This window comes from Vibrio gazogenes, from assembly GCF_023920225.1.
GTDB lineage: Bacteria > Pseudomonadota > Gammaproteobacteria > Enterobacterales > Vibrionaceae > Vibrio > Vibrio gazogenes.
Map to the genome: position 1 here is coordinate 2420812 of NZ_CP092587.1, position 26625 is coordinate 2447436.

General features: G+C 45.4%; 25 protein-coding genes. 8 read left to right on the plus strand and 17 right to left on the minus strand.

Annotation, left to right across the window (positions count from 1 at the left end; genetic code table 11):
* The first annotated feature begins 48 nt into the window (after positions 1–48).
* A complete protein-coding gene (gene argS, locus MKS89_RS10690) occupies positions 49–1782 on the plus strand; it encodes an arginine--tRNA ligase (protein WP_072956687.1) in 1734 nt (577 codons plus the stop codon).
* A gap of 65 nt (positions 1783–1847) precedes the next feature.
* Here argS and MKS89_RS10695 read toward each other — a convergent pair whose 3' ends face one another.
* Complete coding sequence (locus MKS89_RS10695) at positions 1848–2267, minus strand: DoxX family protein (RefSeq protein ID WP_072956685.1); 420 nt, start codon at positions 2265–2267, stop codon at positions 1848–1850.
* A gap of 516 nt (positions 2268–2783) precedes the next feature.
* Between MKS89_RS10695 and MKS89_RS10700 the strand changes: the two genes are divergently transcribed.
* Positions 2784–3212, plus strand: coding sequence for an HIT domain-containing protein (locus MKS89_RS10700; protein ID WP_072956682.1), 429 nt, complete (start codon positions 2784–2786; stop codon positions 3210–3212).
* A gap of 1 nt (position 3213) precedes the next feature.
* Here the strand turns inward: MKS89_RS10700 and MKS89_RS10705 are convergent, their stop codons facing one another.
* The 4 genes from MKS89_RS10705 to MKS89_RS10720 form a co-directional block, all read right to left on the minus strand.
* Positions 3214–3444, minus strand: a complete 231-nt coding sequence (locus MKS89_RS10705; protein ID WP_072956680.1) for a FeoC-like transcriptional regulator — start codon at positions 3442–3444, stop codon at positions 3214–3216.
* Positions 3441–5726, minus strand: a complete 2286-nt coding sequence (gene feoB, locus MKS89_RS10710) for a Fe(2+) transporter permease subunit FeoB (RefSeq protein WP_072956678.1) — start codon at positions 5724–5726, stop codon at positions 3441–3443. The genes MKS89_RS10705 and feoB overlap by 4 nt, the downstream gene beginning before the upstream one ends.
* Entirely contained in the window at positions 5723–5953 is a 231-nt protein-coding gene (locus tag MKS89_RS10715; RefSeq protein ID WP_072956675.1) for a FeoA family protein, read from the minus strand. The genes feoB and MKS89_RS10715 overlap by 4 nt, the downstream gene beginning before the upstream one ends.
* 182 nt (positions 5954–6135) lie before the next feature.
* Positions 6136–7029, minus strand: a complete 894-nt coding sequence (locus tag MKS89_RS10720; RefSeq protein WP_370737049.1) for a zinc ABC transporter substrate-binding protein — start codon at positions 7027–7029, stop codon at positions 6136–6138.
* A 75-nt stretch (positions 7030–7104) separates the two neighbouring features.
* Between MKS89_RS10720 and znuC the strand changes: the two genes are divergently transcribed.
* Entirely contained in the window at positions 7105–7893 is a 789-nt protein-coding gene (znuC, locus tag MKS89_RS10725; RefSeq protein WP_072956671.1) for a zinc ABC transporter ATP-binding protein ZnuC, read from the plus strand.
* Entirely contained in the window at positions 7886–8671 is a 786-nt protein-coding gene (znuB, locus tag MKS89_RS10730; protein WP_072956668.1) for a zinc ABC transporter permease subunit ZnuB, read from the plus strand. Before znuC ends, znuB begins: the two co-directional genes overlap by 8 nt.
* 63 nt (positions 8672–8734) lie before the next feature.
* On the opposite strand, the gene sucD is transcribed toward znuB, so the two are convergent.
* From sucD to sdhC, 8 genes are all read right to left on the minus strand, one after another.
* Positions 8735–9607, minus strand: a complete 873-nt coding sequence (sucD, locus tag MKS89_RS10735; protein ID WP_072956666.1) for a succinate--CoA ligase subunit alpha — start codon at positions 9605–9607, stop codon at positions 8735–8737.
* Positions 9607–10773: an ADP-forming succinate--CoA ligase subunit beta gene (gene sucC / locus MKS89_RS10740; RefSeq protein ID WP_072956664.1), complete on the minus strand. Its 1167-nt coding sequence runs from the start codon at positions 10771–10773 to the stop codon at positions 9607–9609. The genes sucD and sucC overlap by 1 nt, the downstream gene beginning before the upstream one ends.
* Positions 10774–10967: 194 nt before the next feature.
* Positions 10968–12176 (minus strand): 2-oxoglutarate dehydrogenase complex dihydrolipoyllysine-residue succinyltransferase, encoded by a 1209-nt coding sequence (odhB, locus tag MKS89_RS10745; RefSeq protein WP_072956662.1) that lies wholly within the window; start codon positions 12174–12176, stop codon positions 10968–10970.
* Positions 12177–12203: 27 nt separating this feature from the next.
* Positions 12204–15017, minus strand: coding sequence for a 2-oxoglutarate dehydrogenase E1 component (sucA, locus tag MKS89_RS10750; protein WP_072956659.1), 2814 nt, complete (start codon positions 15015–15017; stop codon positions 12204–12206).
* 86 nt (positions 15018–15103) lie between these two features.
* Complete coding sequence (locus tag MKS89_RS10755; protein WP_072956656.1) at positions 15104–15814, minus strand: succinate dehydrogenase iron-sulfur subunit; 711 nt, start codon at positions 15812–15814, stop codon at positions 15104–15106.
* Positions 15815–15829: 15 nt separating this feature from the next.
* Positions 15830–17596, minus strand: a complete 1767-nt coding sequence (sdhA, locus tag MKS89_RS10760; protein ID WP_072956653.1) for a succinate dehydrogenase flavoprotein subunit — start codon at positions 17594–17596, stop codon at positions 15830–15832.
* Positions 17597–17944, minus strand: coding sequence for a succinate dehydrogenase, hydrophobic membrane anchor protein (gene sdhD, locus MKS89_RS10765; RefSeq protein ID WP_072956651.1), 348 nt, complete (start codon positions 17942–17944; stop codon positions 17597–17599). It lies immediately after the preceding gene.
* Complete coding sequence (gene sdhC, locus MKS89_RS10770) at positions 17938–18330, minus strand: succinate dehydrogenase cytochrome b556 subunit (protein WP_072956649.1); 393 nt, start codon at positions 18328–18330, stop codon at positions 17938–17940. The genes sdhD and sdhC overlap by 7 nt, the downstream gene beginning before the upstream one ends.
* 393 nt (positions 18331–18723) lie before the next feature.
* On the opposite strand from sdhC, the gene MKS89_RS10775 reads away from it, so the two are divergent.
* Positions 18724–20013 (plus strand): citrate synthase, encoded by a 1290-nt coding sequence (locus MKS89_RS10775; protein WP_072956647.1) that lies wholly within the window; start codon positions 18724–18726, stop codon positions 20011–20013.
* A gap of 72 nt (positions 20014–20085) precedes the next feature.
* Here MKS89_RS10775 and MKS89_RS10780 read toward each other — a convergent pair whose 3' ends face one another.
* Positions 20086–20841 (minus strand): Nif3-like dinuclear metal center hexameric protein, encoded by a 756-nt coding sequence (locus MKS89_RS10780; RefSeq protein ID WP_072956645.1) that lies wholly within the window; start codon positions 20839–20841, stop codon positions 20086–20088.
* 73 nt (positions 20842–20914) lie between these two features.
* Between MKS89_RS10780 and MKS89_RS10785 the strand changes: the two genes are divergently transcribed.
* Entirely contained in the window at positions 20915–21667 is a 753-nt protein-coding gene (locus MKS89_RS10785; protein ID WP_072956643.1) for a DUF1853 family protein, read from the plus strand.
* 110 nt (positions 21668–21777) lie between these two features.
* Positions 21778–22173: a VOC family protein gene (locus tag MKS89_RS10790; RefSeq protein WP_072956641.1), complete on the plus strand. Its 396-nt coding sequence runs from the start codon at positions 21778–21780 to the stop codon at positions 22171–22173.
* 132 nt (positions 22174–22305) lie between these two features.
* On the opposite strand, the gene MKS89_RS10795 is transcribed toward MKS89_RS10790, so the two are convergent.
* From MKS89_RS10795 to seqA, 3 genes are all read right to left on the minus strand, one after another.
* Positions 22306–23010 (minus strand): GH12 family glycosyl hydrolase domain-containing protein, encoded by a 705-nt coding sequence (locus tag MKS89_RS10795; protein ID WP_072956639.1) that lies wholly within the window; start codon positions 23008–23010, stop codon positions 22306–22308.
* Positions 23011–23231: 221 nt separating this feature from the next.
* A complete protein-coding gene (gene pgm, locus MKS89_RS10800; RefSeq protein ID WP_072956636.1) occupies positions 23232–24875 on the minus strand; it encodes a phosphoglucomutase (alpha-D-glucose-1,6-bisphosphate-dependent) in 1644 nt (547 codons plus the stop codon).
* Between the two features lie 111 nt (positions 24876–24986).
* On the minus strand, positions 24987–25571 hold the full coding sequence (seqA, locus tag MKS89_RS10805) for a replication initiation negative regulator SeqA (RefSeq protein WP_072956635.1): 585 nt from the start codon (positions 25569–25571) through the stop codon (positions 24987–24989).
* A gap of 91 nt (positions 25572–25662) precedes the next feature.
* On the opposite strand from seqA, the gene MKS89_RS10810 reads away from it, so the two are divergent.
* Positions 25663–26460, plus strand: coding sequence for an alpha/beta fold hydrolase (locus tag MKS89_RS10810; protein WP_072956632.1), 798 nt, complete (start codon positions 25663–25665; stop codon positions 26458–26460).
* The last annotated feature ends 165 nt before the right edge of the window (positions 26461–26625 follow it).

Consider the following 26625-nt stretch of genomic DNA (forward strand, 5'->3'; position numbering starts at 1 on the left):
ACTGAATGATACGCAAGCAGACAATTCCTAGAAGTGAAGGATAAGTACGTGAATATCCAAGCATTGATAAACGATAAAGTATCTCAAGCACTTGAAGCCGCAGGCGCGCCTGCCGGCAGCCCAGCCGCTGTCCGCCAGTCCGCAAAGCCACAGTTTGGTGACTATCAAGCCAACGGTGTCATGGGGGTTGCCAAAAAACTGGGTACGAATCCACGCGAGTTTGCTCAAAAAGTACTGGATGTACTTGATCTGGAAGGAATTGCCAGTAAGACTGAAATTGCCGGCCCGGGATTCATCAATATATTCCTCAGTGAAACATTTCTGGCTCAGCAAGCTGAACAAGCACTGGCTGATCCACGACTTGGCGTCACACAAGAAGCGCCACAGACGATTGTCGCAGACTACTCTGCCCCAAATGTCGCAAAAGAAATGCACGTCGGTCATCTCCGTTCCACAATTATCGGTGATGCTGTTGTCCGTACCCTTGAATTTTTGGGACACAAAGTCATTCGGGCAAACCATATCGGCGACTGGGGAACTCAGTTTGGGATGTTGATTGCCAATCTGGAACGCGTTCAGCAAAATGACGAGGCCCCTTCAATGGCACTTGCGGATCTGGAAGCATTCTACCGTGAGTCGAAGCAACGCTATGATCAGGATGAAGCCTTTGCTGAAAAAGCCAGAGGTTACGTCGTGAAACTGCAAAGTGGTGACGCGTTCTGTACCCAGATGTGGAAAAAACTGGTCGATATCACCATGACTCAAAACCAGCTCAACTATGATCGGCTCAATGTTTCTTTAACCCGCGCCGATGTCATGGGAGAAAGCATGTACAACCCCATGCTCCCGAAAGTCGTTGCCGATCTGAAAGCGCAAGGTTTAGCGCAAGAAGATGATGGTGCACAAGTCGTATTTCTTGATGAATACAAGAATAAAGACGGTGAGCCGATGGGTGTGATCATTCAGAAACGTGACGGTGGTTACCTCTATACCACAACCGACATCGCTTGTGCGAAGTACCGTTATGAACAACTTGGAGCAGACCGAGTCTTATACTTTATCGACTCACGTCAGCACCAGCATCTCCAGCAGGCTTGGACCATTGTCCGGAAAGCCGGTTATATCCCGGAGAGTGTTTCACTGGAGCATCATGCCTTCGGGATGATGCTGGGGAAAGATGGACGACCATTTAAAACCCGTGCTGGTGGAACAGTTCGTCTGACTGATCTGCTGGATGAAGCCGAAGATCGTGCCACTCGGCTGATTGAGAGTAAGAACCCTGAGCTGGCCCAAGACGAAAAAATGAATATCGCCAAAACCGTTGCGATGGCTGCCGTCAAATATGCAGATCTATCAAAACACCGGACCACTGACTACGTATTCGACTGGGACAACATGCTCGCCTTTGAAGGCAACACGGCCCCTTACATGCAGTATGCTTATACGCGAGTCGCTTCAATTTTCTCGAAAGCTGGTATCACGATGGACAACCTCAATGGTGAGCTGCTGATTCGCGATGAGAAAGAAAAGTTGATGATCACCAAACTACTCCAGTTTGAAGAAACGGTTCAATCTGTCGCTCGTGAGGGTCAGCCACACTTAATGTGTACTTATTTGTTTGAATTGGCTGGTCAATTTTCTAGTTTCTATGAAGCTTGCCCTATTTTATCGGCAGCCGATGAAGCCACGCGAAGCAGCCGCCTAAAACTGGCAGCCCTAACGGCAAAAACCATTCAACAGGGTCTAAATCTATTAGGTATTCATACCTTAGAGCGGATGTAAAATCATCAAGAACCAGACAAAAAAACCCAGCATCTTTGCTGGGTTTTTTATGAGCTATTCTGGCTTTAGTCCGGACGCATCGCGTACTTACCTGAGCCGAGCAACAAAATGGCAATGGATGCAAACAGATAGGTCGCAATATCTTCAACCGCCCAAGCACCATATTCATTCAGTGAAAAGAAATTATCCCGGTGCATCAGTCCGATAACGACAATTGCAGTCCCTATCACTGCTGTTGCAGCAAAACGCGTAAACAGACCTAAAACAATCATGATCGGAGCAATTACTTCTCCCAAATAGACAGCATAGGCAAAAAATCCCGGCAGGCCGATATCAACAAACATCCCCTGAATAAATGCGGTTCCGTCATATATTTTATGAATGCCATGTAATAAAAACATTAAGCTGAAACCCACTCTCAGAATCAACTTAGCAGCATCAGGATGATTCATTCCCACTTCAAACTTACGGATCAAACTATTCATCAATAACTCCACATCAATCAGTCTTTTATACCTAGGGGCTGTTGACCTTTCGTGGTTGAATTTTGTTCAATCTGAACGGGTGTTGATCGCGGCGCGGGGCATGCCGCTTAGCTATCCTAAGCAAATGACCCGCAACAAAGAGCAAGACACGTTCAGATGAACCCTCTGGGCAGCATTTGTCGCTCATTTATCCAGCGTTAGGTCATGGTTCATGTAGATCGCTACACTTCACATGACCTGCCTTGACTAAATGCACGACAAATTGCTGCAAAAACCATCACGAAAGGTCAACAGCCCCTAGTATATCGGCAACTATGAAGAAGACCTTGGTGTATATTTCATCATCTTCATCAACAAAATCGAACAAAAATACTGTCTTAAATCAAAAAATTAGAAATTCATGTCATTTCGTCACTGCAGAAATCAACCCTCTCGTCACAATCAACGAATTGAACGTATCCCTCATGAAGATATGCTATCCTCCGTCCGTTTCATTTTATCGTAGGGAGCAATGCAATGAGTTTCGAACTCCATCCACAGTTACAACAAGATACAACCTACCTTGGTGATTTCCCGCTTTCTCTGGTGTTGTTACATTGGGATCAAGCCGTGCCATGGGTGATTTTGGTTCCGAAACGTACCGGGATTAAAGAATTTCACCATTTACCGATGGTCGATCAGCAACAGTTCCTGATTGAATCCCAATGGGTTAGTCAGATTTTAGAGTCTCAGTACCACCCCGATAAAATCAATCTGGGCGCGTTAGGCAACATGGTTCCTCAGCTCCACTATCACCACATTGCGAGATTTACTGAAGATGAAGCATGGCCCGGGCCGATTTGGGGGAACACGACAGGAGTTCGCAGAAATGATATGGCCCAGCAACATATGGCCAATTTATTGAAAACGGCATTGGCTCAATCCGGTATTTTTACACCGGTTTAGCTCAAAGAATGGCTGTCAGCGACAGTGCTTGAGGCGAATTCACCGCATAACGAATACGTCGAACTTCGCCGCTTTTACTGGTGTCGACAAAACGGGAAATGATCCCTTTTTTGACCCAAATTCCAAGCATGGCATCGATACCATCTTCGCTAATTCGAAAACGACGTGCCAATGTCGCACCGCTGGTCGTGCCATGCAGTTCTAGGTAACTTTTCAATTCATTCAGAATCATACGATTTGACGCTCAAAGTTTTTGATCACATCGCCTTTATGTTTCAGTACACGATATAAACCCCATCCACCAAGCAAAATAAACGACATCCACAACATACTTTGTAGCGGATGTTGCATGATATTCATCGCTTGATAGAAAAATGTTGCCAAACAATAAGCCAACCCAAAGGTCCAGATGGCTATAAATCGGGCATATCGGGCACCAAACTCTCTGACATAAGCCCCCATGGCTGCCACACAAGGCGTATAGAGTAAAATAAAAATCAGGTATGCAAATGCTGCGGAATGACTTTGAAAGTAGTATTGCAGATTACTGTATATCGATGAATCCACATCCTGCTCTGCAGCAGCGGATTGAGTATCGGATAAATCCCCGATTTCAATACCCAGAGGATCAGAAAAACTCAACGACATCAGGTTATCAGGGATCGTTTGCAACGCCTCTTTCAAGCTCGCCAGCAAATCAAAATCACCGGATTCATCAGACTGCGAGGAATACAGGTTATTCAAGGTGCCGACTACAGCTTCTTTGGCAAAAATACCAGTCACAATACCGACGGTTGCCGGCCAGTTTTCTTGTCGTATGCCAATCGGAGCAAACAGCGGCGTCACGCGTTGTGAAACCTTGGACAACACAGATGTATCACTGTCTTCATGACCGAAACTACCATCTGTTCCGACTGAGTTTAAAAAACTCAGAATAGTCACCACAACGACAATGGTCTTTCCCGCACCCAGTACAAATCGTTTTAATTTCTGCCATGTTTTAATCAGAATATTTTGTAGCGTCGGTAATTCATAGTCCGGGATTTCCATCACCATACTTTCACTACTACCAGGGTAGATCGTATGCCGTAATACAATGCCAGTGAATACTGCTGCAACAATACCCAGTAAATAGAGTGAAAAGACAATATTCTGACCACTATGAGGGAAAAAAGCCGCAGCCAATAATGCATAAACCGGTAATCGGGCCCCACAAGACATGAAGGGCGCCATGGCAGCAGACAACCGTCTCTCTCTTTCCTGATCTAACGTTCGCGTCGCCATGATTGAAGGGACATTACAACCAAATCCTAGAATAAGCGGCACAAAAGCTTTCCCCGGCAGACCGATTTTCTGCATCACTTTATCAAGGACGAACGCAGCCCGAGCCATATATCCTGAGCTTTCCAGTACAGCTAAAAACAGATAAAGACAAGCAATTACAGGAATGAAGGTCGCGACCGTTTGGATCCCTCCACCCAGCCCATCGGCTAACAATGTAACCAGCCATATAGGGAGATGTTGATCCAATAAAGCATGACCACCGTCAACCAGTAAAGCGCCAAAAGAAATATCAAAGAAATCGATAAAAGCACTCCCGATATTAATCGAGAACATAAACATCAGGTACATCACAAGAAAGAAGAAAGGGATACCAACCCATTTATTAAGTACCACCTGATCCACACGTTTGGTGAAATTATGGCTTAACACACCTTGCTCACGGCGAACATCCTGACATTGCTCATGTAACCATGTGTATTTGACATTCGCGACATGCAAGTCAATATCCAAGAGGCTATTCAGTCGCGAATCATTCAATTGTTGTCGGGCTGAATCGGATAGAAGATTGGTAATAAGGGTGTCACAGCCAAGTGCACGGATCGCGAGTGCACGGTGCGAAACCGCTTGCAATGTGTTAGCTTGTGATGAAAATAATGGCGTAACCGTCTCAATCATCGACTCAAATTGATCACCATAGTCCAGTTGTAATTCATTGAGAGTAATTCCCTGTACCAAGGTTTTGTCGAGACTCTCTTTCAGCTGAAGTACCTGAAATTTATTATTGGCAGAAATGGGATAAACCGGGCATCCCAGCAACCGCGTTAATCGTTTAACATCAATCGAACGACGTTCTCTTTTGAGTACATCCATTTTATTGAGCACAACAATCATCGGCCGACCAAGTTCACGTAACTGCAAGGTCATATACAGACTTCGCTCAAGACAGGTAACATCGACGACATTCAGAATGAGATCTGCCGGATGTGATAGTACCGCTTGCGATGCAATCGACTCATCAATACTGTGGCTATCGTTGCCACTATCCAACGCGTAAATACCCGGTAAATCAGTGAGAGAAAACTCATTCCCAGAATAGTTATATTTCCCAGTCTTTTTCTCAACCGTGACACCAGCCCAGTTTCCAACCTGTTGACGCGCACCAGTTAAACCATTAAACAACGTTGTTTTGCCGCTGTTTGGATTACCGACCGTTAAAATGTTGTATTTCATCCGATAATCTCCACTTGAATTGCTGTTGCAATCTTTTCTCTGATAGCCAGAGAAACACCACGAACTTCAATCTGAAGCGGATCTCCCATCGGAGCTTTTCGAATTAAAAGGATAGGGGTTTTTGGCAAGATCCCCATAATCATTAAACGCTTTCGAACTTCATCAGAAAGTTGGTGAAAGCCTAGAATCGATGCGCGTTGACCGGGGTTTAACTGAGATAGGTTCATGGTTAATTCTTACTGGTATCATCTATGAGAAGCATTATCGTTATCAGATTTTACTATACGCGCAAGTAATAGGGAAATTATTGAGAAGGATCAAAAGTAGACACAGTTCGAAGAATTCCAAAGTCTTCATGCTGGCGGCTTCACTCGTGGTATAGCGAATGCTATACCACGTCATTGATCAATTACTGCGCCATTTTAAAGCAGTTGGTATAACTCTGACTCAAGCTCGTTAAAAAACGGAAATAACTCCCTTTTGCCAGTGGAATATCGGTTGCCAACGGATCAAGCGTTCCGACTTTGGCCGATGTTCCCCGGGTGACACTGGTAATCACTGAAGGTAAAAACTGAGGTTCAGAGAAAATACAGACGTTAGGCTGTTCTTTCAGTTTGGTCCGAATTTCAATCAAAGTCTTCGCGCCCGGTTTTCGTTCTGGGCTGACAGTAAAATGACCGATATTATTCAAATGATAATGGGCCTCAAAATACTCATATGCATCGTGGAAAACGTAATAGGGATAGTGCTGATACGCTGCCAACTGTGCCTGAATCTGATTATCTGTTTTGGTTAACTGCGCCAGAAAATGGGTCAAATTTGCCTGATATTGTGTAGTATGATCCGGATCTTGTTGAATCAGACGCGCAGCGATAGCTGTTGCAACTACTCGAACCTGCTCAATTCCCAGCCAAAAATGGGGATTGATATTACCATGATGGTGATGGCCATCATCATGATGCGACGCGGAAAAATGTCTGAACGGTACACCTTTGATGTGGCTAATCATCAATTGATTGGTCTGATGTGATAATACTTTCGATAAAAAGGGTTCCAGCCCTTCACCAAACCAGATGACCAAATCAGCTTGCTTGATCCGCTTTACATCCGAAGGACGAAGTGCATAATCATGCGGCGAAGTATTTGGCGCAAGCAACACATCCGGTTGACTGACACCTGCCATTAATTCGTAACTAATCATTTGAATCGGTTTGATACTGGTTAACACATTCAGTGCCCACACAGGGACTGATAGACTCAACAGTAATGCGAATGTAGTGAGACGAAAGAACTTCATGGAAATTTATCCCCAGCTTATAGCTTCAATTTTTCACAAATGTTATATTATAACATTACCATCTTGCAAACGAGTTATTTCATGTCAACACTGATCGAACTACAAAATGTTTGCGTCGCATTCAACCAGAAAAACGTGTTAGACCACATCAGCCTTCGTATCGAGCAAGGAACAATCACCACCCTCATTGGCCCGAATGGTGCGGGAAAATCAACATTGGTTAAAGTCTTGCTAGGGCTTCAACCGATTCAATCAGGGCAAATCACACGTTCATCTCGACTCAAAATTGGTTATGTGCCACAAAAGCTTCGATTGGATGAAACGTTGCCGCTGAACGTACAGCATTTTTTGAAACTTGCCGGGCGCTATAGTCGCCAAGAGCTGAACGATGCCCTGACACTGGTAGGCGCCGAACACCTCGCTCATAGCAGTATGCACCATTTGTCTGGCGGGGAGACACAACGTGTTTTACTGGCTCGGGCATTACTACAACGCCCAGATATTTTAGTACTCGATGAGCCAACTCAAGGTGTTGATGTTCAAGGACAGATTGATCTATACGAATTAATTCAAACGCTGAGACAACGGTTCGGCTGTGCCATTTTCATGGTGTCTCATGATCTCCATTTAGTCATGGCGCAAACAGACCATGTGATCTGTCTTCAGCACCATATCTGCTGCCATGGTGCCCCCGCAGATATTACCCAACATCCCAACTATATTGCCTTGTTTGGTCAATCACGTCATGAAGAATCTCTGGCCTTTTATCATCATCAGCATCAACATCACCATGATCTAGCCGGACAACCGGTCTCTGGCGATGCAACACAATGTAACCACCACACTCACGGACATCATCACCATGGTTGAGATTATACTGCCTGCCATTCTCGCGGGAATCGGGATAGCCTTGATCGCAGGCCCGCTCGGTTCTTTTGTTGTATGGCGAAAAATGGCCTATTTCGGCGATACACTAGCGCATGCTTCTTTGATGGGGTTAGCATTTGGCTTTTTACTGGATATCAACCTAAACCTCGCACTCTTGGTATGTTGTCTAGCGATTGCAGCGATTTTAGTTGTTCTACAAAGACAGAAATTCATTGCAACAGATACCCTATTAGGCATCCTTGCACATAGTTCCCTATCGGTCGGTCTGATTGCAGTGAGTTTTCTGAGCGATGTCCGGATTGATCTGATGAGCTATCTGTTTGGCGATCTACTCGCAGTTACGCCCAATGATTTATATTTTATCTGGGGAGGCGTCTTGGTGATTGCGACTTTGCTTTACTTCATCTGGCGACCATTGCTCTCTTCTACAGTGAATGAAGAACTCGCCTCCGTCGAGGGGACCAATACCGATTTGATGCAACTACTATTAATGCTGATGGTTGGCCTTGTGATTGCTGTCGGCATGAAGTTCGTCGGTGCGCTGATCATTACTTCGTTATTAATTATTCCGGCAGCCGGTGCCAGACGTTTATCGACGACACCGGAACAAATGGCGATGATTGCATCGGCGATTGGCATGATCGCTGTTTTAAGCGGGCTCTATCTATCCTGGGAGTTCGACACACCAGCAGGCCCATCAGTGGTTATCTCTGCCAGTTGCTTATTTATTCTGAGTCACTTAGTCAAAAATAAAGCGTAAAAAAAATCCCCCTCACATCATTGAGGGGGATTTTTCTTAGTCATTTAAACGAACTGGAAATACTTACCAGCCAGTCACATCTCTTAAAGCTTGACCGATATTGGCAAGACTTTTCACGGTTTTCACGCCCGCAGCTTCAAGTGCAGCGAATTTTTCATCCGCTGTCCCTTTCCCACCAGAGATAATGGCACCTGCATGTCCCATTCGTTTACCCGGAGGTGCGGTAACACCAGCAATGTAAGAAACAACTGGTTTAGTCACATAATCTTTAATAAATGCAGCCGCTTCTTCTTCAGCCGTACCACCGATTTCACCAATCATAACAATGGCTTCTGTCTCTGGATCGTCTTGGAACAACTTCAGAATGTCGATAAAGTTAGACCCAGGAATTGGGTCACCACCGATACCAACACATGTAGACTGACCAAATCCTTCATCTGTCGTTTGCTTCACGGCTTCATAAGTCAATGTACCAGAGCGGGAAACAATGCCCACTTTCCCTTTCTTATGAATATGGCCGGGCATGATGCCGATTTTGCACTCATCCGGTGTGATCACGCCTGGACAGTTTGGACCAATCATACGAACGCCCGCTTCATCCAGACGAACTTTCACATCCAACAGATCAAGTGTCGGGATGCCTTCGGTAATCGTGACAATCAGTTCGATACCCGCATCAATTGCTTCGAGGATGGCATCTTTACAGAAAGGTGCCGGAACATAGATAACAGATGCCGTCGCACCAGTGGCTTCAACCGCTTCACGAACAGTATTGAACACTGGTAGACCTAAATGAGTTTGACCACCTTTGCCCGGTGATACACCACCGACCATTTGTGTACCATACGCAACCGCCTGCTCGGAGTGGAAAGTCCCTTGTCCGCCAGTAAATCCCTGACAGATCACTTTGGTCTCTTTATTTATCAATACAGACATTATTTACCCTCCGCAGCAGCTACAACTTTCTCAGCAGCTTCAGTTAACGAAGTTGCAGCAATAATGTTCAATCCACTCTCATCCAGCTTCTTCGTACCGAGTTCAGCGTTGTTCCCTTCGAGACGAACCACGACCGGAACAGAAACCCCCACTTCTTCAACAGCACCGATAATACCGTCAGCAATCAGATCACAACGCACAATACCACCGAAGATATTCACCAGAACTGCTTGTACATTGCTGTCGGAAAGAATAATTTTGAAAGCTTCCGTAACACGCTCTTTAGTCGCACCGCCACCGACATCCAAGAAGTTAGCCGGGCTACCGCCATGCAGGTTAACGATATCCATCGTTCCCATCGCCAAGCCGGCACCATTGACCATACAACCGATATTACCATCGAGAGCAACGTAGTTAAGTTCCCATTGGGCAGCATGAGCTTCACGCTCATCTTCCTGTGAAGGATCGTGCATCTCTCTCAGTTTTGGCTGACGATACAATGCATTCGAGTCAATGTTGATTTTCCCGTCGAGGCAAAGCAGATTATCGTCTCCGGTAATAATCAGCGGGTTAATTTCAAGCAATGCCAGATCATATTGACTGAACATTTCACCAAGACCCATGAAGATTTTGACGAATTGTTTAATCTGATCCCCTTTCAAACCCAGCTTAAATGCCAGTTCACGTCCCTGATAAGGTTGTGGGCCAACAAGCGGATCGATGGCTGCTTTATGAATCAGTTCTGGTGTCTCTTCTGCAACTTTCTCAATTTCAACGCCACCTTCAGTCGATGCCATAAAGACAACACGACGGCTGGAACGGTCCACCACAGCACCAAGATAAAGTTCGTTGGCAATATCAGATGCCGCTTCAACTAAGACTTTTGTAACCGGCTGACCATTCGCATCAGTTTGGTAAGTCACCAAGTTCTTACCGAGCCACTTCTGGGCAAAATCACGAATACCATCTTTTGTATCGTGTAGTTCAACGCCACCGGCTTTTCCCCGGCCACCCGCGTGAACCTGACATTTTACGACCCATTTTGTCCCGCCAATTTTACCGGTGGCTTCAGCAGCTTCCTGTGGAGTGCTGCACGCATAACCATCTGGAACCGGCAGACCAAATTCTGCAAAGAGCTGTTTGGCTTGATATTCATGCAAATTCATTGTGCTATTCCGTTGTATATTATTTTTTCATTTAATTCCGTTTCAACGAAACGAAACATTTCGCAGGGTACTCAGTACGCGCTGAAACATGACGGCATGTTTATTTCCATACATGCTGACAACACAAGACCAGGTGTTGAGCAACCCAGCCTGCATGGCAGATATCCGGAAGAAGATATCTGCCATCTTATTCATTACACATCCAACAGCAAACGTGTCGGATCTTCCAGCAATTCTTTAATCGTGACGAGGAATCCTACGGATTCACGGCCATCAATCAGACGGTGATCATAAGAAAGAGCCAGATACATCATCGGCAAAATTTCTACTTTGCCATCGACCGCCATCGGACGCTCTTGGATTTTATGCATGCCAAGAATCGCAGCCTGAGGTGGGTTGATAATTGGTGTTGACATTAAAGAACCGAATACACCGCCGTTCGTCACCGTAAAGTTACCGCCAGTCAGCTCTTCTACAGTTAACTTACCGTCCCGGCCTTTTTCTGCCAGCGCTTTAATTCCCTTCTCGATCTCGGCAACACTCAACATATCGCAGTCTTTCAACACTGGCGTCACCAAACCACGCGGTGTTGACACAGCGATGCTGATATCGAAGAAATTGTGGTAGACAATATCGCTGCCATCAATAGAAGCATTGACTTCAGGATAACGTTTCAGCGCTTCTGTAACCGCCTTAATGTAGAACGACATAAATCCGAGGCGGATATCATGTCTCTTCTCAAACAGATCTTTGTACTGTTTGCGCAGATTCATGATTGGTTTCATGTTCACTTCATTGAAAGTCGTCAACATGGCCGTACTGTTTTTCGCTTCCAGCAATCGCTCAGCAACCCGTTTACGCAAGCGAGTCATCGGAACACGCTTTTCGCTTCTTGCTGTAGCTGGTACAGCAACCGCTTCTTGTTGATCTGCTGTTGAAGCTTTTGACGCTGACGCCAGATATGCTTCAACATCTTCACGGGTAATCCGACCTCCGACACCGGAACCTTTGACCTGAGATACCTCAAGGCCATGTTCGGCCATCAAACGGCGTACTGCAGGACTCAATGCGTCATTAGTCTCTTCATTCAGGTTCGCTTTGTGGCGTTTGTCCGGCGAAGGCTGCGTCGATGTTGTTTTCTCAGACGTTGGCTCACCTGCAACAGCACCGGGCTTAAGGAGCCCCAGCAATTGCTTTGATAGTACCGTGGCACCTTCCTCTTCAGAAATCGACTCAAGCACACCCGCTTCTGGCGCAGGCACTTCTAAAACGACTTTGTCTGTTTCGATTTCAACGAGGACTTCATCACGCTCAACCGATTCACCCGCTTTTTTATGCCAAGTTGCTACGGTTGCATCTGCTACCGATTCAGGCAAATCCGGAACCAGAATTTCAACTGTCATATTTATTTTTCCTTTTATTTCTAGTTCTTAATCTAGTGTCAACGCATCATCAACGAGCGCTTTCTGCTGCTTCAAGTGAACCGACATGTAACCAACGGCCGGAGAAGCCGATGCAGGGCGTCCTGCGTATTTCAGTTCAGCACCAGCAGGAATTGCGGCTCGGAAATTATGTTGGCTGCTATACCATGCACCCTGATTTTGTGGTTCTTCCTGACACCAGACGTAATCCACAACATTCGTGTAAGGGGCAATGGCAGCTCGAACATCTTCCAGCGGGAATGGATACAATTGCTCGATACGGACAATCGCGACATCCCCTTGCTCATTGTTACGTCGTTGTGCCAGCAAATCGTAATAGACTTTACCAGCACAGAAAACAACGCGTTTCACCTGAGCTGCATCGAGTTCATCAACTTCCGAAATGGCTGGCTGGAAAGTTCCACTCGCCAAATCTTCCATTGAAGAGACACACAGTGGATGACGTAACAGAGATTTCGGTGACATCACAATTAAAGGACGACGCATCGGACGAATCACCTGACGTCTTAACATGTGATAAACCTGAGCCGGTGTCGAAGGCACGATCACTTGCATATTTTGCTCAGCGCAAAGTTGCAGATAACGTTCGAGACGGGCAGAAGAGTGCTCTGGTCCCTGTCCTTCATAACCATGCGGCAATAGCATCGTAATACCGCATAACCGAGCCCATTTCTGTTCGCCAGAAGAAATAAACTGATCGATGACCACCTGAGCGCCATTGGCAAAATCACCAAATTGCGCTTCCCAGATCGTTAAACCACCGGGTTCGGCTGTAGCATACCCATATTCAAAAGCCAGAACTGCTTCTTCGGATAACACAGAGTCAATGACTTGAAATGGTCCTTGATTACTGTGAAGATTCTTCAACGGAACATAGGTACTGGCATCGTTTTGGTTGTGCAATACAGAGTGACGATGGAAGAATGTTCCACGCCCTGAATCCTGACCGGAGATCCGAATCCGATGACCATCATCAACCAATGTTGCATAGGCCAGAATCTCTGCCATCCCCCAGTCCAGTAATTTTTCACCGTTAATCATCGCCAGACGATCGGTGTAGATTTTCTCGACACGGCTTTGTAATTGATGGCTTTCCGGATACAAACAAACACGCTTACCAATGTCTTTCAATCGTTCTAAGTCAAACTCGTTCTTCCACACTTCATCCCATTCATGAGACAAGTAAGGCGACCAGTCAACCGAATGCATTGCCATGGGGCGCCATTCTTTGACAACAACTTCACCATGATCCAAAGCATCTCGATATTCGTTGACGGCCTGAGTGACAAATTCAGCATCAACATCTTGGCGTTCAATTAGCAAATCGCCATACAATTTACGCGGTGTCGGATGCTTTTTAATTTTTTGGTACATCAGCGGCTGCGTCGCATTAGGCTCATCCGCTTCGTTGTGACCATGGCGGCGATAACAGACCAAATCAATCACAACGTCCTGACGGAATGTATTTCGATAATCCAATGCAATATGGGAGACAAATGCAACCGCTTCCGGATCGTCGGCATTGACGTGGAAAATCGGCGCCTGAACCATTTTTGCAATATCGGTACAATACATGGTCGAACGCATATCTCGAGGGTTCGAAGTGGTAAATCCGACTTGGTTGTTAATCACGATACGTACCGTGCCACCAACCTGATAGCCACGAGCCTGAGACATGTTGAATGTTTCCGCAACCACACCTTGACCCGTAACGGCTGAGTCACCATGAACGGTAATCGGCAGCACTTTTGAACCATCTCTATCACCCAGTCGATCCTGACGAGCCCGGACAGAGCCCATCACAACAGGGTTAACGATTTCCAGATGTGAAGGGTTAAACGCCAACGCTAAGTGGATATTTCCACCCGGGGTCGCAAAATCAGCTGAGAATCCCTGATGGTATTTCACATCACCGGTTCCCCAAGTTTCATCATGCTTACCCGCAAACTCATCAAATAAATCCTGAGGACGCTTCCCTAATACATTGACCAGCATGTTCAGACGCCCACGGTGAGCCATCCCAACAACAGCTTCGCGCATCCCTTGAGAACCTGCGCGCCGGATCAATTCTTTCATCATCGGAATGAGCGCATCTCCGCCTTCCAGAGAGAAGCGTTTTGCTCCGGGGAATTTAGCGCCCAAATAGCGCTCCAGACCTTCAGCAGCAGTCAATTCTTCAAGGAAAGTAATTTGCTCTTCTTTAGTAAAAGATGGCTGGCCGACAACCGACTCCAGACGCTGCTGAATCCAACGCTTTTGTTCGGTATTGGTCATGTGCATATATTCTGCACCGATAGAACCGCAGTAGATTTGATTCAGAGACTCATAGATATCCTTAAGCTTCATGGTCTCCTGACCTATCGCAAAAGAACCGACATTAAATGTCTCTTCCATGTCTCCGGGGTTAAGATTATGAAATGAGGGGGCAAGCTCAGCCACTGTCGGCCGTTGCCATATACCGAGAGGGTCTAATTGAGCCGCTTCATGACCGCGAAAGCGGTACGCGTTAATTAACTGTAATACTTTTACTTGTTTTGCATCGACATCGGGGTCACTAACTTGGACATTGTAATGCTTTGTCTCTTGAGCGAGTCGACGGAAGTAGTCACGGACACGTGAATGTGGTTGTTCAGCCACATTATCATCATCAGGGCGCGAAAGCCCCTCAAAAACACGTCTCCACTCCTCACTTACCAGGTCGGGATCACTTAAATAGAGTTCGTAGAGATCTTCTACGTACGTTGCATTGGCGCCAGCCAAGTGTGAAGACTCGAGCCATGCCTTCATCACGCCGTTGTGCATATTTTCCCTTTACCAGTAGTTTTCACATTTTGCTACGGTCTACGCCGAGCTCTAAAATGCAGGTCCGAAGACCTGCAAACCATCATCTAAACGGAACGTTTAATCAACATTGATCTAATATGACCAATTGCTTTCGTTGGATTAAGACCTTTCGGACAAACAGTGACACAATTCATAATGTCATGGCAACGGAAAACACTAAACGCATCATCAAGATTAGACAAGCGTTCATCTGTTGCTGTATCACGACTGTCAATCAACCAACGATAAGCAGCCAACAGTCCGGCTGGTCCGATGAATTTATCCGGATTCCACCAGAATGAAGGGCAAGCGGTCGTACAACACGCACACATAATACATTCATACAATCCATCCAAATGTTCACGATCTTCAGGAGACTGTAAATTTTCTCTGGATGGCGGTAAATTCCCATCAGAAATCAGATAGGGCTTCACTTTTGCGTAATTATCGTAGAACTGTGTCATGTCAACGATCAAGTCTCGAATTACCGGCAGCCCCGGTAAGGGTCGAATGACAATCTTATTGCCTGACAAGGCTGATAACGGTGTAATACAGGCAAGACCATTTTTGCCATTCATATTCAAACCGTCAGAACCACAGACGCCTTCCCGACACGAACGACGGAATGCAATCGAAGGATCTTGCTCTTTCAGCAGAATCAATGCATCCAGTACCATCATATCCGAACCTTCAGGAACGTCCAGCACATAGTCCTTCATATAGGGCTTTTTATCCACATCCGGATTATAGCGATACAGAGAGAAGTTAAGTTTCATCACATTGTCCTCCCCTTAGTATGTACGAATCTTTGGTGGAAACGCATCACGATGAACGGGTGTCATGTTGACATGACGCTTACTCATCTGTTCAGTTTCCGGGTTATAAATCGAGTGGCATAACCAATTCTCATCATCACGGTCTGGGTAATCAAAGCGAGCATGAGCACCACGACTCTCGGTCCGATAATTGGCAGCAACGGCTGTGGAATAAGCGGTCTCCATTAGGTTATCCAGCTCTAAGCATTCAACACGCTGAGTATTAAATTCACTGGATTTGTCTGCAAGATGTGCTTCCTTCAACCGTTCACGAATCACTTTGAGTTCTTCCAGACCATCCGCCATGGCATCCCCTTCGCGGAATACCGAGAAGTTATGCTGCATACATTCCTGAAGGTCTTTCCGGATTTGTACCGGATCTTCGCCACCCTTGCTATTTTCCCAACGCATGTAGCGAGACAGAGATGCTTCAATATCCGATTCTGTCACATCACGCGCTTCAACTTGAGCCGCCAATGTTTCACCGAGATGGAGTCCAGTTGCTCGACCGAAGACAACCAAATCCAGTAGCGAGTTTCCGCCCAGACGATTCGCACCATGTACGGAGACAGATGCAATTTCACCACAAGCAAACAAGCCCTGAACATCGATATCATGACCGGAAACATCTTGTTTCACGGCTTGGCCAGAGACCTGCGTCGGCACACCACCCATCATATAGTGACAAGTTGGAATGACCGGGATCGGATCTTTGACGGGATCGACATGTGCAAACGTTCGAGAAAGCTCACAGATACCCGGTAGACGAGATTCCAGAACTTCTTTACCCAGATGGTCGAGTTTCAGCTTAATATGAGTTCCCCATGGGCCGTCACATCCACGCCCTTCACGAATTTCAATCATCATTGAACGGGCGACAACATCACGACCTGCCAAATCTTTCGCATTTGGCGCATAGCGTTCCATAAAACGCTCACCATCTTTATTCAGCAGGTAACCCCCTTCGCCTCGACAACCTTCAGTCACCAAAACACCGGCACCAGCAATTCCGGTGGGATGGAATTGCCACATTTCCATATCCTGCATCGGTACACCGGCACGTAACGCCATACCGACACCATCACCGGTATTGATATGAGCATTTGTCGTTGAAGCGTAAATGCGTCCGGCACCACCTGTCGCCAGAATAGTCGCCTTCGACTTGAAGTAACACACTTCACCTGTTTCCATGCACAGTGCGGTACAACCCATCACGACACCATCTTGGTTTTTCACCAAGTCCAATGCATACCATTCTGAGAAGATCGTCGTTTTATGCTTGATATTCTGTTGATATAAAGTATGGAGTAAAGCATGGCCGGTTCGGTCTGCTGCTGCGGCAGTTCTTGCAGCTTGCTCACCACCAAATTCTTTTGACTGACCGCCAAAAGGACGTTGATAGATAGAGCCATCTTCAAAACGGGAAAACGGCAGCCCCATTTTTTCTAATTCAATAACAGACTCTGGACCGTTTTTACACATATACTCAATCGCATTTTGGTCTCCAATATAATCGGAACCTTTTACGGTATCGTACATATGCCATTGCCAATTATCTTGATGCGAATTTCCTAGTGCAACAGTAATACCACCCTGTGCGGAAACTGTATGAGAACGAGTAGGAAATACTTTAGATAGCAAAGCACAAGACAGGCCTTGCTCTGAAATTTGTAGTGCAGCTCTCATGCCTGCACCACCAGCGCCGATCACAACGGCATCAAACTCTCGAACTGGAATAGTCACTTAAGCACCCCACAATACAAACAGGCCAGAGAAAAAATATCCGAATAGCACAGCAATCACGGTAAGCTGTAACAAGGCACGTAACAATGTGAATTTCACATAATCCGTCAGAACCTGCCACAAACCGATCCAGCCGTGAATCAGAACACTCACGAGGACAATCATTGTGAAGACTTTTGTAAATGTACCACTCCAGAAATCGAGCCATAGTTGATAGGTAATATCACCGGAGAAAGCAAAAAAACAAACAAGATAAACGGTATACAGGGTCATCAGAATTGCGGTTGCACGAATGAGCAAAAAGTCGTGAACCCCATTACGCCCTACAGATGAAACATGCTTTACCATACCATGACTCCTGCAAGCAGAGATAAAACGACGGTAACAGCAAATGAAATTCTTGCCGTTTGAATGCCGGATTCCAATTCTTCAAAGTAACCTAGGTCCATTATCAAATGGCGAATACCACCGACAATATGGTAAGACAGCGCAGTCAATATCCCCCACAGGATAAACTTCACGAAGAAGCCACCCACAAGTTCAGATGCATATTGAAAACCTTCCGGAGAAGATAACGAAACAGACAACAACCACAACAAAATTCCGATAGCTACAAAAGTGATTACACCTGAAACACGATGAAGAATAGATGCAATCGCAGTGATCGGAAAGTGGATGGTCTGCAAATCAAGATTTACGGGTCTTAAATTTCTTTCTTTCACAGGCTTGCTCACTCAGCTCCCCATTGAGCATTATAGTTATAAACGAAGAGTCAGCCCTAACTGATAAGTTTTAACAATATTTACACAATTATAAGTAAGAAACGGACAAAAATTGATAAAAAGTTGTTAAAATTTGGTTAAGAAATGTAACATAAACTTTCTTACTGGTCACTTCCTATACAGTCCAGACTGACTGGATTCCCAGCCAATATAAGGCTCGCAACATTCTAATACAATTAACGTAACAATTTTTGCTACATAGAACATATTTTTAACTTAATTCGCGCAAAAAACGCAATTGAGTGCACACATCGCAGGAGAAGAATTGACTTTAATAAAATCAGGAGTTAAATATTCATTCGCAAACATCCTGGACGGATTAAATAATAAACAAAGGAGATTGTTATGGCAGATAAGAAAGCGACCCTTCATGTTGAAGGTAAAGCGCCAATCGAACTGCCGATTATCAACGGTTCTATGGGGCCTGAGGTAGTCGATGTTCGACAACTGGGAGCGAACGGGTACTTTACTTATGATCCTGGTTTTCTTGCCACTGCATCTTGTGAATCTCAAATCACCTACATCGATGGTAACAAAGGTGTGTTGCTGCACCGTGGTTATCCTATCGATCAATTAGCGAATAACGCAGACTATCTGGAAGTCTGTTATATTCTTCTTTATGGTGAAGCCCCAAACAGGAAGCAATACTCAGAGTTTAAAAATACAATTTCGCGCCATACGATGGTTCATGAGCAAATCGCCAGCTTTTTCCACGGTTTCCGACGAGATGCTCACCCAATGGCAGTCATGGTAGGTGTTGTTGGTGCACTTGCTGCGTTCTATCATGATTCTCTAGATATCAACAACGATAGCCACCGAGAGATAGCCGCATATCGTCTTCTCTCAAAAATGCCGACACTAGCATCTATGTGTTATAAATACTCTGTCGGTCAACCATTCATTTATCCTCGCAACGACTTAGGTTATGCGGAAAACTTCCTTCATATGATGTTCGCAACACCATGTGAAGAGTACGAAGTGAATCCAATTGTTGCTCGGGCAATGGATAAAATTTTCACCCTGCACGCTGACCATGAACAAAATGCTTCAACATCAACAGTTCGTCTGGCCGGTTCATCCGGTGCAAACCCATTTGCATGTATTGCAGCGGGAATTGCCTCGTTATGGGGGCCTGCTCATGGTGGTGCGAATGAAGCGTGTCTGCGGATGCTTGAAGAAATCGGCAGTGTTGATCGCATTCCTGAATTCGTTGCACGGGCAAAAGATAAGGATGACCCATTCCGTCTGATGGGCTTCGGTCACCGGGTTTACAAAAATTATGACCCGCGTGCGACTGTAATGCGTGAGTCCTGTCATGAAGTACTGAAAGAACTAAATATCGACGATCCATTACTGGATATCGCAATGGAACTGGAAAGAATTGCTTTGTCTGACGAGTACTTTGTCGATAAAAAACTTTACCCGAACGTTGATTTCTATTCGGGTATTATTTTGAAAGCAATTGGTATTCCTATTTCTATGTTTACTGTGATTTTCGCGTTGTCGCGAACCATCGGTTGGATTGCTCACTGGAATGAAATGCACAGTGATCCTGAAAGTCGCATTGGTCGCCCTCGTCAACTATATACCGGATATAAACTTCGCGATTTTTCACCACTACACGAACGTGAATAATAAAATCCAGATGTTTGCATAAATCAAAGGGCAGGTTGATAAAACCTGCCCTTTTGAGTCTAAACAGCCCGATTAGGCTGGATTGTCAATATCGATAAACTCAACCGCTATATTATGAGTTTGGGACAACCATTCTCCTAACGCTTTGACACCATAACGTTCTGTGGCATGATGCCCGGCAGAAAAATAGTGAATCCCCTGCTCTCGGGCACTATGCGTCGTCCTTTCAGAAATTTCACCCGAAATAAAGGCATCCAATCCCTTGGCGGCAGCCAAATCAATGAAATCTTGTCCCCCACCGGTACACCACCCCACAGTGGATATCAGTTGATCTTCGCCTGACGCAATATGAAGCGGTTCCCGTTGTAATACGGTTGCTATTTTACGGCTCAAGTCTGCACCACTTACCGGCTCTTTGAAAGCCCCATGCATCGCCACTGACTGCTCATGGCCTTCTAAGCCACCAATCACGTCAATCTCTAGTAACTGGGCCAGACAAGCATTGTTCCCCAACTCAGGGTGAATATCCAGTGGTAAGTGATAAGCATACAGGTTGATGTCATGCTGAATTAAACGCCGAATTCGTTTCCCTTTCATACCTCGAATCGGCTCGGGTTCCCGCTTCCAGAAATAACCATGGTGTACCAGAATGGCATCGGCTTGCAGCGCAATCGCTTTTTCAATCAATGCCTGAGAAGCGGTAACACCGGTGACAATTTTTGTGATTTCGGAACGACCTTCAATTTGCAATCCGTTCGGACTGTAATCCTGAATTAAATCGGGACGCAGTTTCTCGTGGAGTAATGCTTCGAGCTCAAGATTATTCATGATTCTTCCCGCTTTTGAGATAAGTGCTAGGCAGGCTACAATGACACTTGAAATACTGCAAGAGGCATTCACAATGGATTTAACAGCAATTGCCCAATGGGTCCGAGAGACACCCGGATTGTTTCAGGCAGTGCCACCGATAGAACCGTATTCACCATTTGCAGAGCACACTGCCTCCCCGGTTTCATGGTCAGCACACCCGCATCAACGACTCGGGTTGCTCTATCAATCGGTCTGTTCAGATCTGTTTAAAGCCAGCCCAACCTATACACTTACCGCAGAAGAAGTGCAGATTATCGCTAACGGAAAAACACTGGGTGCTGTCGACTTCATTCTCAATAACCAACACACATCGCAACAGGAACATTGGGAAGTCGCGATCAAATTCTATCTGCTCCATCAAGAGCTCTGGTTTGGTCCAAACGCGAAAGATCGGCTGGATATCAAACTCCAGCATATGCTCAAGCATCAGTTACCGCTGTCTGCACACCCCATGGTTTTACAGCAATATCCACAATGGCAGGTGACATCACAACATCTCTTGATGCAGGGGCGGCTTTATATCAATCCGTTTACGGATGCTCCAATTCCTCAGGATTGTCTGGGTTACGCCCTGAATCAAACGCAAATCCAAGGCCGTTGGTGTTATCAGGCTCAGTTTCACCAGATCAATGAACCACTCTACTTACTGGAAAGATATCAGTGGATGACAGGGCGGACAGCAACCAACCAGTGTTACGAACCAGACGCGTTGGAGCGGGCCGTTCATTGTCAGTCGGAAAGTGGGATATTCTGGTTTATCGTGCCAGATAGTTGGCCACAATAAGTCATACTCATTTTTTCAACCGCCCATACAACGATGAAAACTGAACTTATACTTTATTCATTAGATTTGAGCATTTCAGAAACAAAGAGACATGAACAAAAGGAGAAAACATGTTCGATCACCTCAGTACCTACGCAACCGACTATGAAGCAACAAAAGCATTTTATGCCGCAACCTTTGCTCCACTCGGCTACTCTCTACAGATGGAATTTGTCGCTGAATGGAATGAGGCATTTCCGCAACAACGTATGTGTGCCTTCGGGCCACAAGATAAACTAGCTTTCTGGATTATCGAGACGAAAGAGTCGTTTACCCCACGTCATGTAGCCTTTTCAGCAGCGTCACGTCAGCTTGTTGATCAATTTTATGCCCAAGCTATAGCACATGGCGGTCAAGATAACGGCAAACCGGGACTCCGCCCCATGTACCATGAACACTACTATGGTGCCTTTGCACTGGATCCGGACGGAAATAATGTCGAAGCGGTCTGTCATGATCCGGAGTAAGTTGTTCATCTTGTCGTGTATCCCCAAATGATCTCAGGATGCAGTTTCAGCGAGAATCACCGGGTACAGAACTAATCATACTGACCAGAATCTGGTCAGTATGATTCAACCGTTTTAATTACAAGAGCTTGATTAATAACAGGATAGTGAATAGTTACCGACCCGGAAATCTTCACCGTTGGGAGAAGATGTGATTTCAAACCCAAACTGAATCTGGTGAAGGTTTGCATCACCAAACCAGCCTCTTGAGCGAATCCATTTTGAAATTGCTGCAATATCAACGGTGCCTGAGCGAGTGTTACTGGTGCGTACAAAGGAAAAAACTTCATTAACATTGTTACTACCGCGATACACATTCCAGGTATGTCCACCGAGATTCACATTACGATATGCCGGAACCGGGCGCCCATAAGCATCATAATTATAAGAAATCGGCGCAACGTCACCACGATAGTTCATCCATAACATCACTTCATAGCTGTGATTGTCATACCAGAGATCATAATCGGCAGAATAAGCACCAGACGATGGAACATCAATCTGGAAGGAACTGCGGCAGGTATTCAGCCGGCTGACCCGGATATTCTGTTCAAAAGATACATTCGGATAAGATTTAATTCCTCCGGTATTCGGATGCTGTGCCCAGACTCCCCAGTTGTTATAAGAGTTCACCCACATACATTGAGTTCCGGCGCCCTGTCCCCAGATATTATTATATAGTGTATAGCCATTATTGTTATAAGTTCCCCACCGGTCACAACTCGACCAGTTTGCACTGTATGCATTTGAAACAAACAGTGCCGCTAACAATATTCCCAACCATTTGATACGTTTCATTTAGTTATCCTCTATTGGTGTATACAACAGACTTTATTTTTTACATTGGTATAACTGAGCATATTTTGCTCATCACCGGTGAGAATATAATGCAGCGCAACAAATATGAACAAAGACTCATAAAAAATTTATATTTTTCTGAGGGAGGTTTTATTTCGGGAAAAACAAAGGGAGTACCGAAGCACTCCCTTGTATCTTATTGATACAAATACAGATTAAAACTAGACACCAGCATCGGCAAAAACCTGATTGACGATTTCCTGAGCTTCTGACTCGATCTGTTTGAGGTGTTTCTCACCTTTAAAGCTCTCACAATAAATCTTATAAATATCTTCAGTCCCGGAAGGACGCGCAGCAAACCAACCAAATTCCGTCGTCACTTTCAGCCCACCAATTGCAGCACCATTTCCCGGTGCATGAGTTAGTCTTGCCGTAATCGGATCTCCAGCCAACGTCTGAGCGGAAACCATTTCTGGAGATAACTTTTTCAAGACCGCTTTCTGCGAACCAGTTGCGACAGCCTGAAGACGGCTATATTTCGATTCACCATGTTTTGCAGCCAGTGCTTCATAATATTGCTGAGGATTTTTTCCGGTCACAGCCGTGATTTCAGCAGCCAGCAAACAAAGAATGATGCCATCTTTATCAGTTGACCATGGTGTTCCGTCAAATCTCAGGAAAGATGCACCAGCACTTTCTTCGCCGCCAAAACCAAACTCTCCAGAGAACAACCCATCGACAAACCATTTGAAGCCAACAGGAACTTCACACAACCTTCGGCCCAAATCAGCAACAACACGGTCAATCAATGCACTGGAAACCAACGTCTTGCCAACGGCGACATCGGCTTTCCAGTTACGATGGCGATACAAATAATCAATACAAACCGCCAGAAAATGATTGGGATTCATCAACCCTTTGGGGGTCACAATTCCGTGACGGTCATAATCCGGGTCGTTGCCGAATGCCAGATCATATTGATCTTTCAGCGCTAGCAATCCGGCCATTGCATATGGCGAAGAGCAATCCATCCGGATCACACCATCTTTATCAAGCGGCATAAACTGAAACGTCGGATCGATCGACTCGTTGACCAGTTCTAAATTCAACTGATAAGTCGCTGCAATTTTCCGCCAGTATTCAATCCCACTGCCTCCAAGTGGATCAACACCAATTTTCAGATTGGCCTGTTGAATCGCAGACATATCAACCACATTGACGAGGTCATCAACATATGGCATCACTAAGTCCTGCTCAACATAGTATTCGGATGCCATTGCTTGCTGTAACGGAATCCGTTGAACAATCGCTATTCCATCGGCAATAATTTCATTCGCCCGATTTTCGATCGCTTGCGTAACTTCAGCTTCAGCCGGCCCACCGTGCGGTGGATTATATTTGATCCCGCCATCTTGAGGTGGGTTATGAGAGGGAGTGATGACAATCCCATCCGCTTTTTGCGCATGCTCACGGTTATAAGTCAGAATCGCGTGGGAAACACCCGGGGTTGGCGTATACCCCTGTTCAGCCTGAACAATCACCTGAATACCATTGGCGATTAAAACTTCGACAACACTGGAAAATGCACATTCCGACAATGCATGGGTATCTTTGCCAACAAAAACAGGGCCTGTGATACCAGCCTGGCTTCTCACTTCAGCAATCGCTTGGGTTATCGCCAGAATATGATTCTCATTAAATGAAGATTTTCCAGAAGTGCCTCGGTGCCCGGACGTGCCAAACTCGACTTTATGTGCCTTTTCAGCAGCATTGGGCTTAAGACGGTAATAATCAGAGACAAGCACAGGAATATTTTGCAAATCGTCATGTTGTGCTTGCTTTCCAGCTCTCGGGTGAATAGCCATGTGACATCCTTGGTTTCAAAATAACAATTATCTAAACTCGCAGTATTTCAAAGATCAGCGTCTCAAATATAAGAAAACCTCATCAGCAATAATGAGGTTATAAAATTTCATTTAAATTGAAAGCGTTACTTTATCGATCAGATCAGACGGGAAATTCATCCGAACCATGAGCTGCTCGATCATCTGCTGTTTACGACTGGTATTATTATTGGTAATCACCCAGAAAGGTGTATTGGGAATTGCTTTCGGTTTGGTCGTTTTACCGCTTGCCAACAAGGTTTCCTCATTATCAGCAAAGTAAACCCGTTTTCGGCCCTTCACATCCATCGATTCAGAAAAACTAACTGAATCAATATGATAAAGTGTAGAAAGTACCAACATAAACCGATCAATCACTTTTTTCTGAGCTGCAAATTCATCGGAAATCAACAACTCACGAATGACCTGAACTCCCGATAATTGTGGTTCTCTTCCTGCATCTTTACTGACAACAATACCTTGAGGAACAGCTTGACCTTGCGGGTGCACCGATTCATTCGGCGCAGATGGAGCAATGTGAGAAACAGGCAGAGACGGCGTTTCCTGACCATCGACATTCAACAACCGACGCAATATATCCGATGCACTCTCACCGATGTGGCATGTCTGACTCGCAATATAACGGTATAATTCCTCATCAACCTCAATTGTTTTCATTCGCTTTTCACAATCTCTATGTTTAAACTCTTTGGGATTATAGCGAGATCTTTTACGATACACCACGATAAACCGAATACAAACAGAGAAAATGTCGACACAACTTCACTATAAAATTGAAGGGGATGGGTCACCGATTGTCCTGCTACACGGGCTGTTCGGCAGCTTGGATAATCTTGGTTTACTGGCCCGTGACCTAAAAAACGACTATCAAGTCATCCGTCCCGATTTAAGAAATCATGGGCTGTCTTTTCAAGCGGCAACGCACAATTATCAATTGATGGCCGAGGATGTCGCACATCTGATCCGGTCACTTAACCTGCCACCAGTGGTATTAATCGGCCATTCGATGGGCGGGAAAGTCGCCATGAAGCTAGCAGCGCTCGCTCCTCAGCTTGTCAGTGAATTGGTTGTCATTGACATGGCTCCGTTGACGTATCATGAACGTCATCACGATGACGTGTTTGCCGGATTATTCGCAGTACTGGAAAAACATCCGCCAAACCGAGAAGCAGCAATGCAAATCCTTGCTCAACATATCGAACAAGAATCAGTTCGTCAGTTTTTAGGCAAGTCACTCTACAGAGACGGTGACAAAATGGCATGGCGTTTTCAGGTTGAGGCATTATATAACAATTACGAGCATATTCTTGACTGGCAGCCGATTCAACCAGTACAAATACCAACACTATTCCTGAAAGGCGGAAATTCAGACTATATTAGTTCAGATGCTCAAGCGCCGATTCTGGAACAGTTCCCTCAGGCAAAAGCACATATTATTGCCAATACTGGACATTGGCTCCACGCAGAAAAGCCTCAGGACGTGTTGAGAGTGATCCGCAAATTCTTATTCAGTGGCAACAGAATCCATCAGCAATCCACCGCCTGATAGTGCATTAACTTTAATGAACAACAGTGGTATAGTTCGCGCAATCATCAGATCGAAATGGGCATGTTGAATCTCTCAATCCAGATAATGCGGTCATGATGCGCACATGGTGACAATCATGCAGAGATGCATTTTCAGGGTTCCATCCCATAAGTAGACGACACA

Bases quoted from the DNA above. Each gene is read 5' to 3' on its own strand.
- feoB (WP_072956678.1), bottom strand. From the start codon at position 5,726: ATGAAATACAACATTTTAACGGTCGGTAATCCAAACAGCGGCAAAACA.
- MKS89_RS10695 (WP_072956685.1), bottom strand. From the start codon at position 2,267: ATGAATAGTTTGATCCGTAAGTTTGAAGTGGGAATGAATCATCCTGAT.
- MKS89_RS10715 (WP_072956675.1), bottom strand. From the start codon at position 5,953: ATGAACCTATCTCAGTTAAACCCCGGTCAACGCGCATCGATTCTAGGC.
- pgm (WP_072956636.1), bottom strand. From the start codon at position 24,875: ATGGCTATTCACCCGAGAGCTGGAAAGCAAGCACAACATGACGATTTG.
- sucA (WP_072956659.1), bottom strand. From the start codon at position 15,017: ATGCACAACGGCGTGATGAAGGCATGGCTCGAGTCTTCACACTTGGCT.
- MKS89_RS10700 (WP_072956682.1), top strand. From the start codon at position 2,784: ATGAGTTTCGAACTCCATCCACAGTTACAACAAGATACAACCTACCTT.
- MKS89_RS10705 (WP_072956680.1), bottom strand. From the start codon at position 3,444: ATGATTCTGAATGAATTGAAAAGTTACCTAGAACTGCATGGCACGACC.
- MKS89_RS10810 (WP_072956632.1), top strand. From the start codon at position 25,663: ATGTCGACACAACTTCACTATAAAATTGAAGGGGATGGGTCACCGATT.
- sucC (WP_072956664.1), bottom strand. From the start codon at position 10,773: ATGAATTTGCATGAATATCAAGCCAAACAGCTCTTTGCAGAATTTGGT.
- MKS89_RS10790 (WP_072956641.1), top strand. From the start codon at position 21,778: ATGTTCGATCACCTCAGTACCTACGCAACCGACTATGAAGCAACAAAA.
- MKS89_RS10755 (WP_072956656.1), bottom strand. From the start codon at position 15,814: ATGAAACTTAACTTCTCTCTGTATCGCTATAATCCGGATGTGGATAAA.
- MKS89_RS10775 (WP_072956647.1), top strand. From the start codon at position 18,724: ATGGCAGATAAGAAAGCGACCCTTCATGTTGAAGGTAAAGCGCCAATC.
- odhB (WP_072956662.1), bottom strand. From the start codon at position 12,176: ATGACAGTTGAAATTCTGGTTCCGGATTTGCCTGAATCGGTAGCAGAT.
- znuB (WP_072956668.1), top strand. From the start codon at position 7,886: ATGGTTGAGATTATACTGCCTGCCATTCTCGCGGGAATCGGGATAGCC.
- sdhD (WP_072956651.1), bottom strand. From the start codon at position 17,944: ATGGTAAAGCATGTTTCATCTGTAGGGCGTAATGGGGTTCACGACTTT.
- MKS89_RS10785 (WP_072956643.1), top strand. From the start codon at position 20,915: ATGGATTTAACAGCAATTGCCCAATGGGTCCGAGAGACACCCGGATTG.
- seqA (WP_072956635.1), bottom strand. From the start codon at position 25,571: ATGAAAACAATTGAGGTTGATGAGGAATTATACCGTTATATTGCGAGT.
- znuC (WP_072956671.1), top strand. From the start codon at position 7,105: ATGTCAACACTGATCGAACTACAAAATGTTTGCGTCGCATTCAACCAG.
- MKS89_RS10795 (WP_072956639.1), bottom strand. From the start codon at position 23,010: ATGAAACGTATCAAATGGTTGGGAATATTGTTAGCGGCACTGTTTGTT.
- MKS89_RS10780 (WP_072956645.1), bottom strand. From the start codon at position 20,841: ATGAATAATCTTGAGCTCGAAGCATTACTCCACGAGAAACTGCGTCCC.
- sucD (WP_072956666.1), bottom strand. From the start codon at position 9,607: ATGTCTGTATTGATAAATAAAGAGACCAAAGTGATCTGTCAGGGATTT.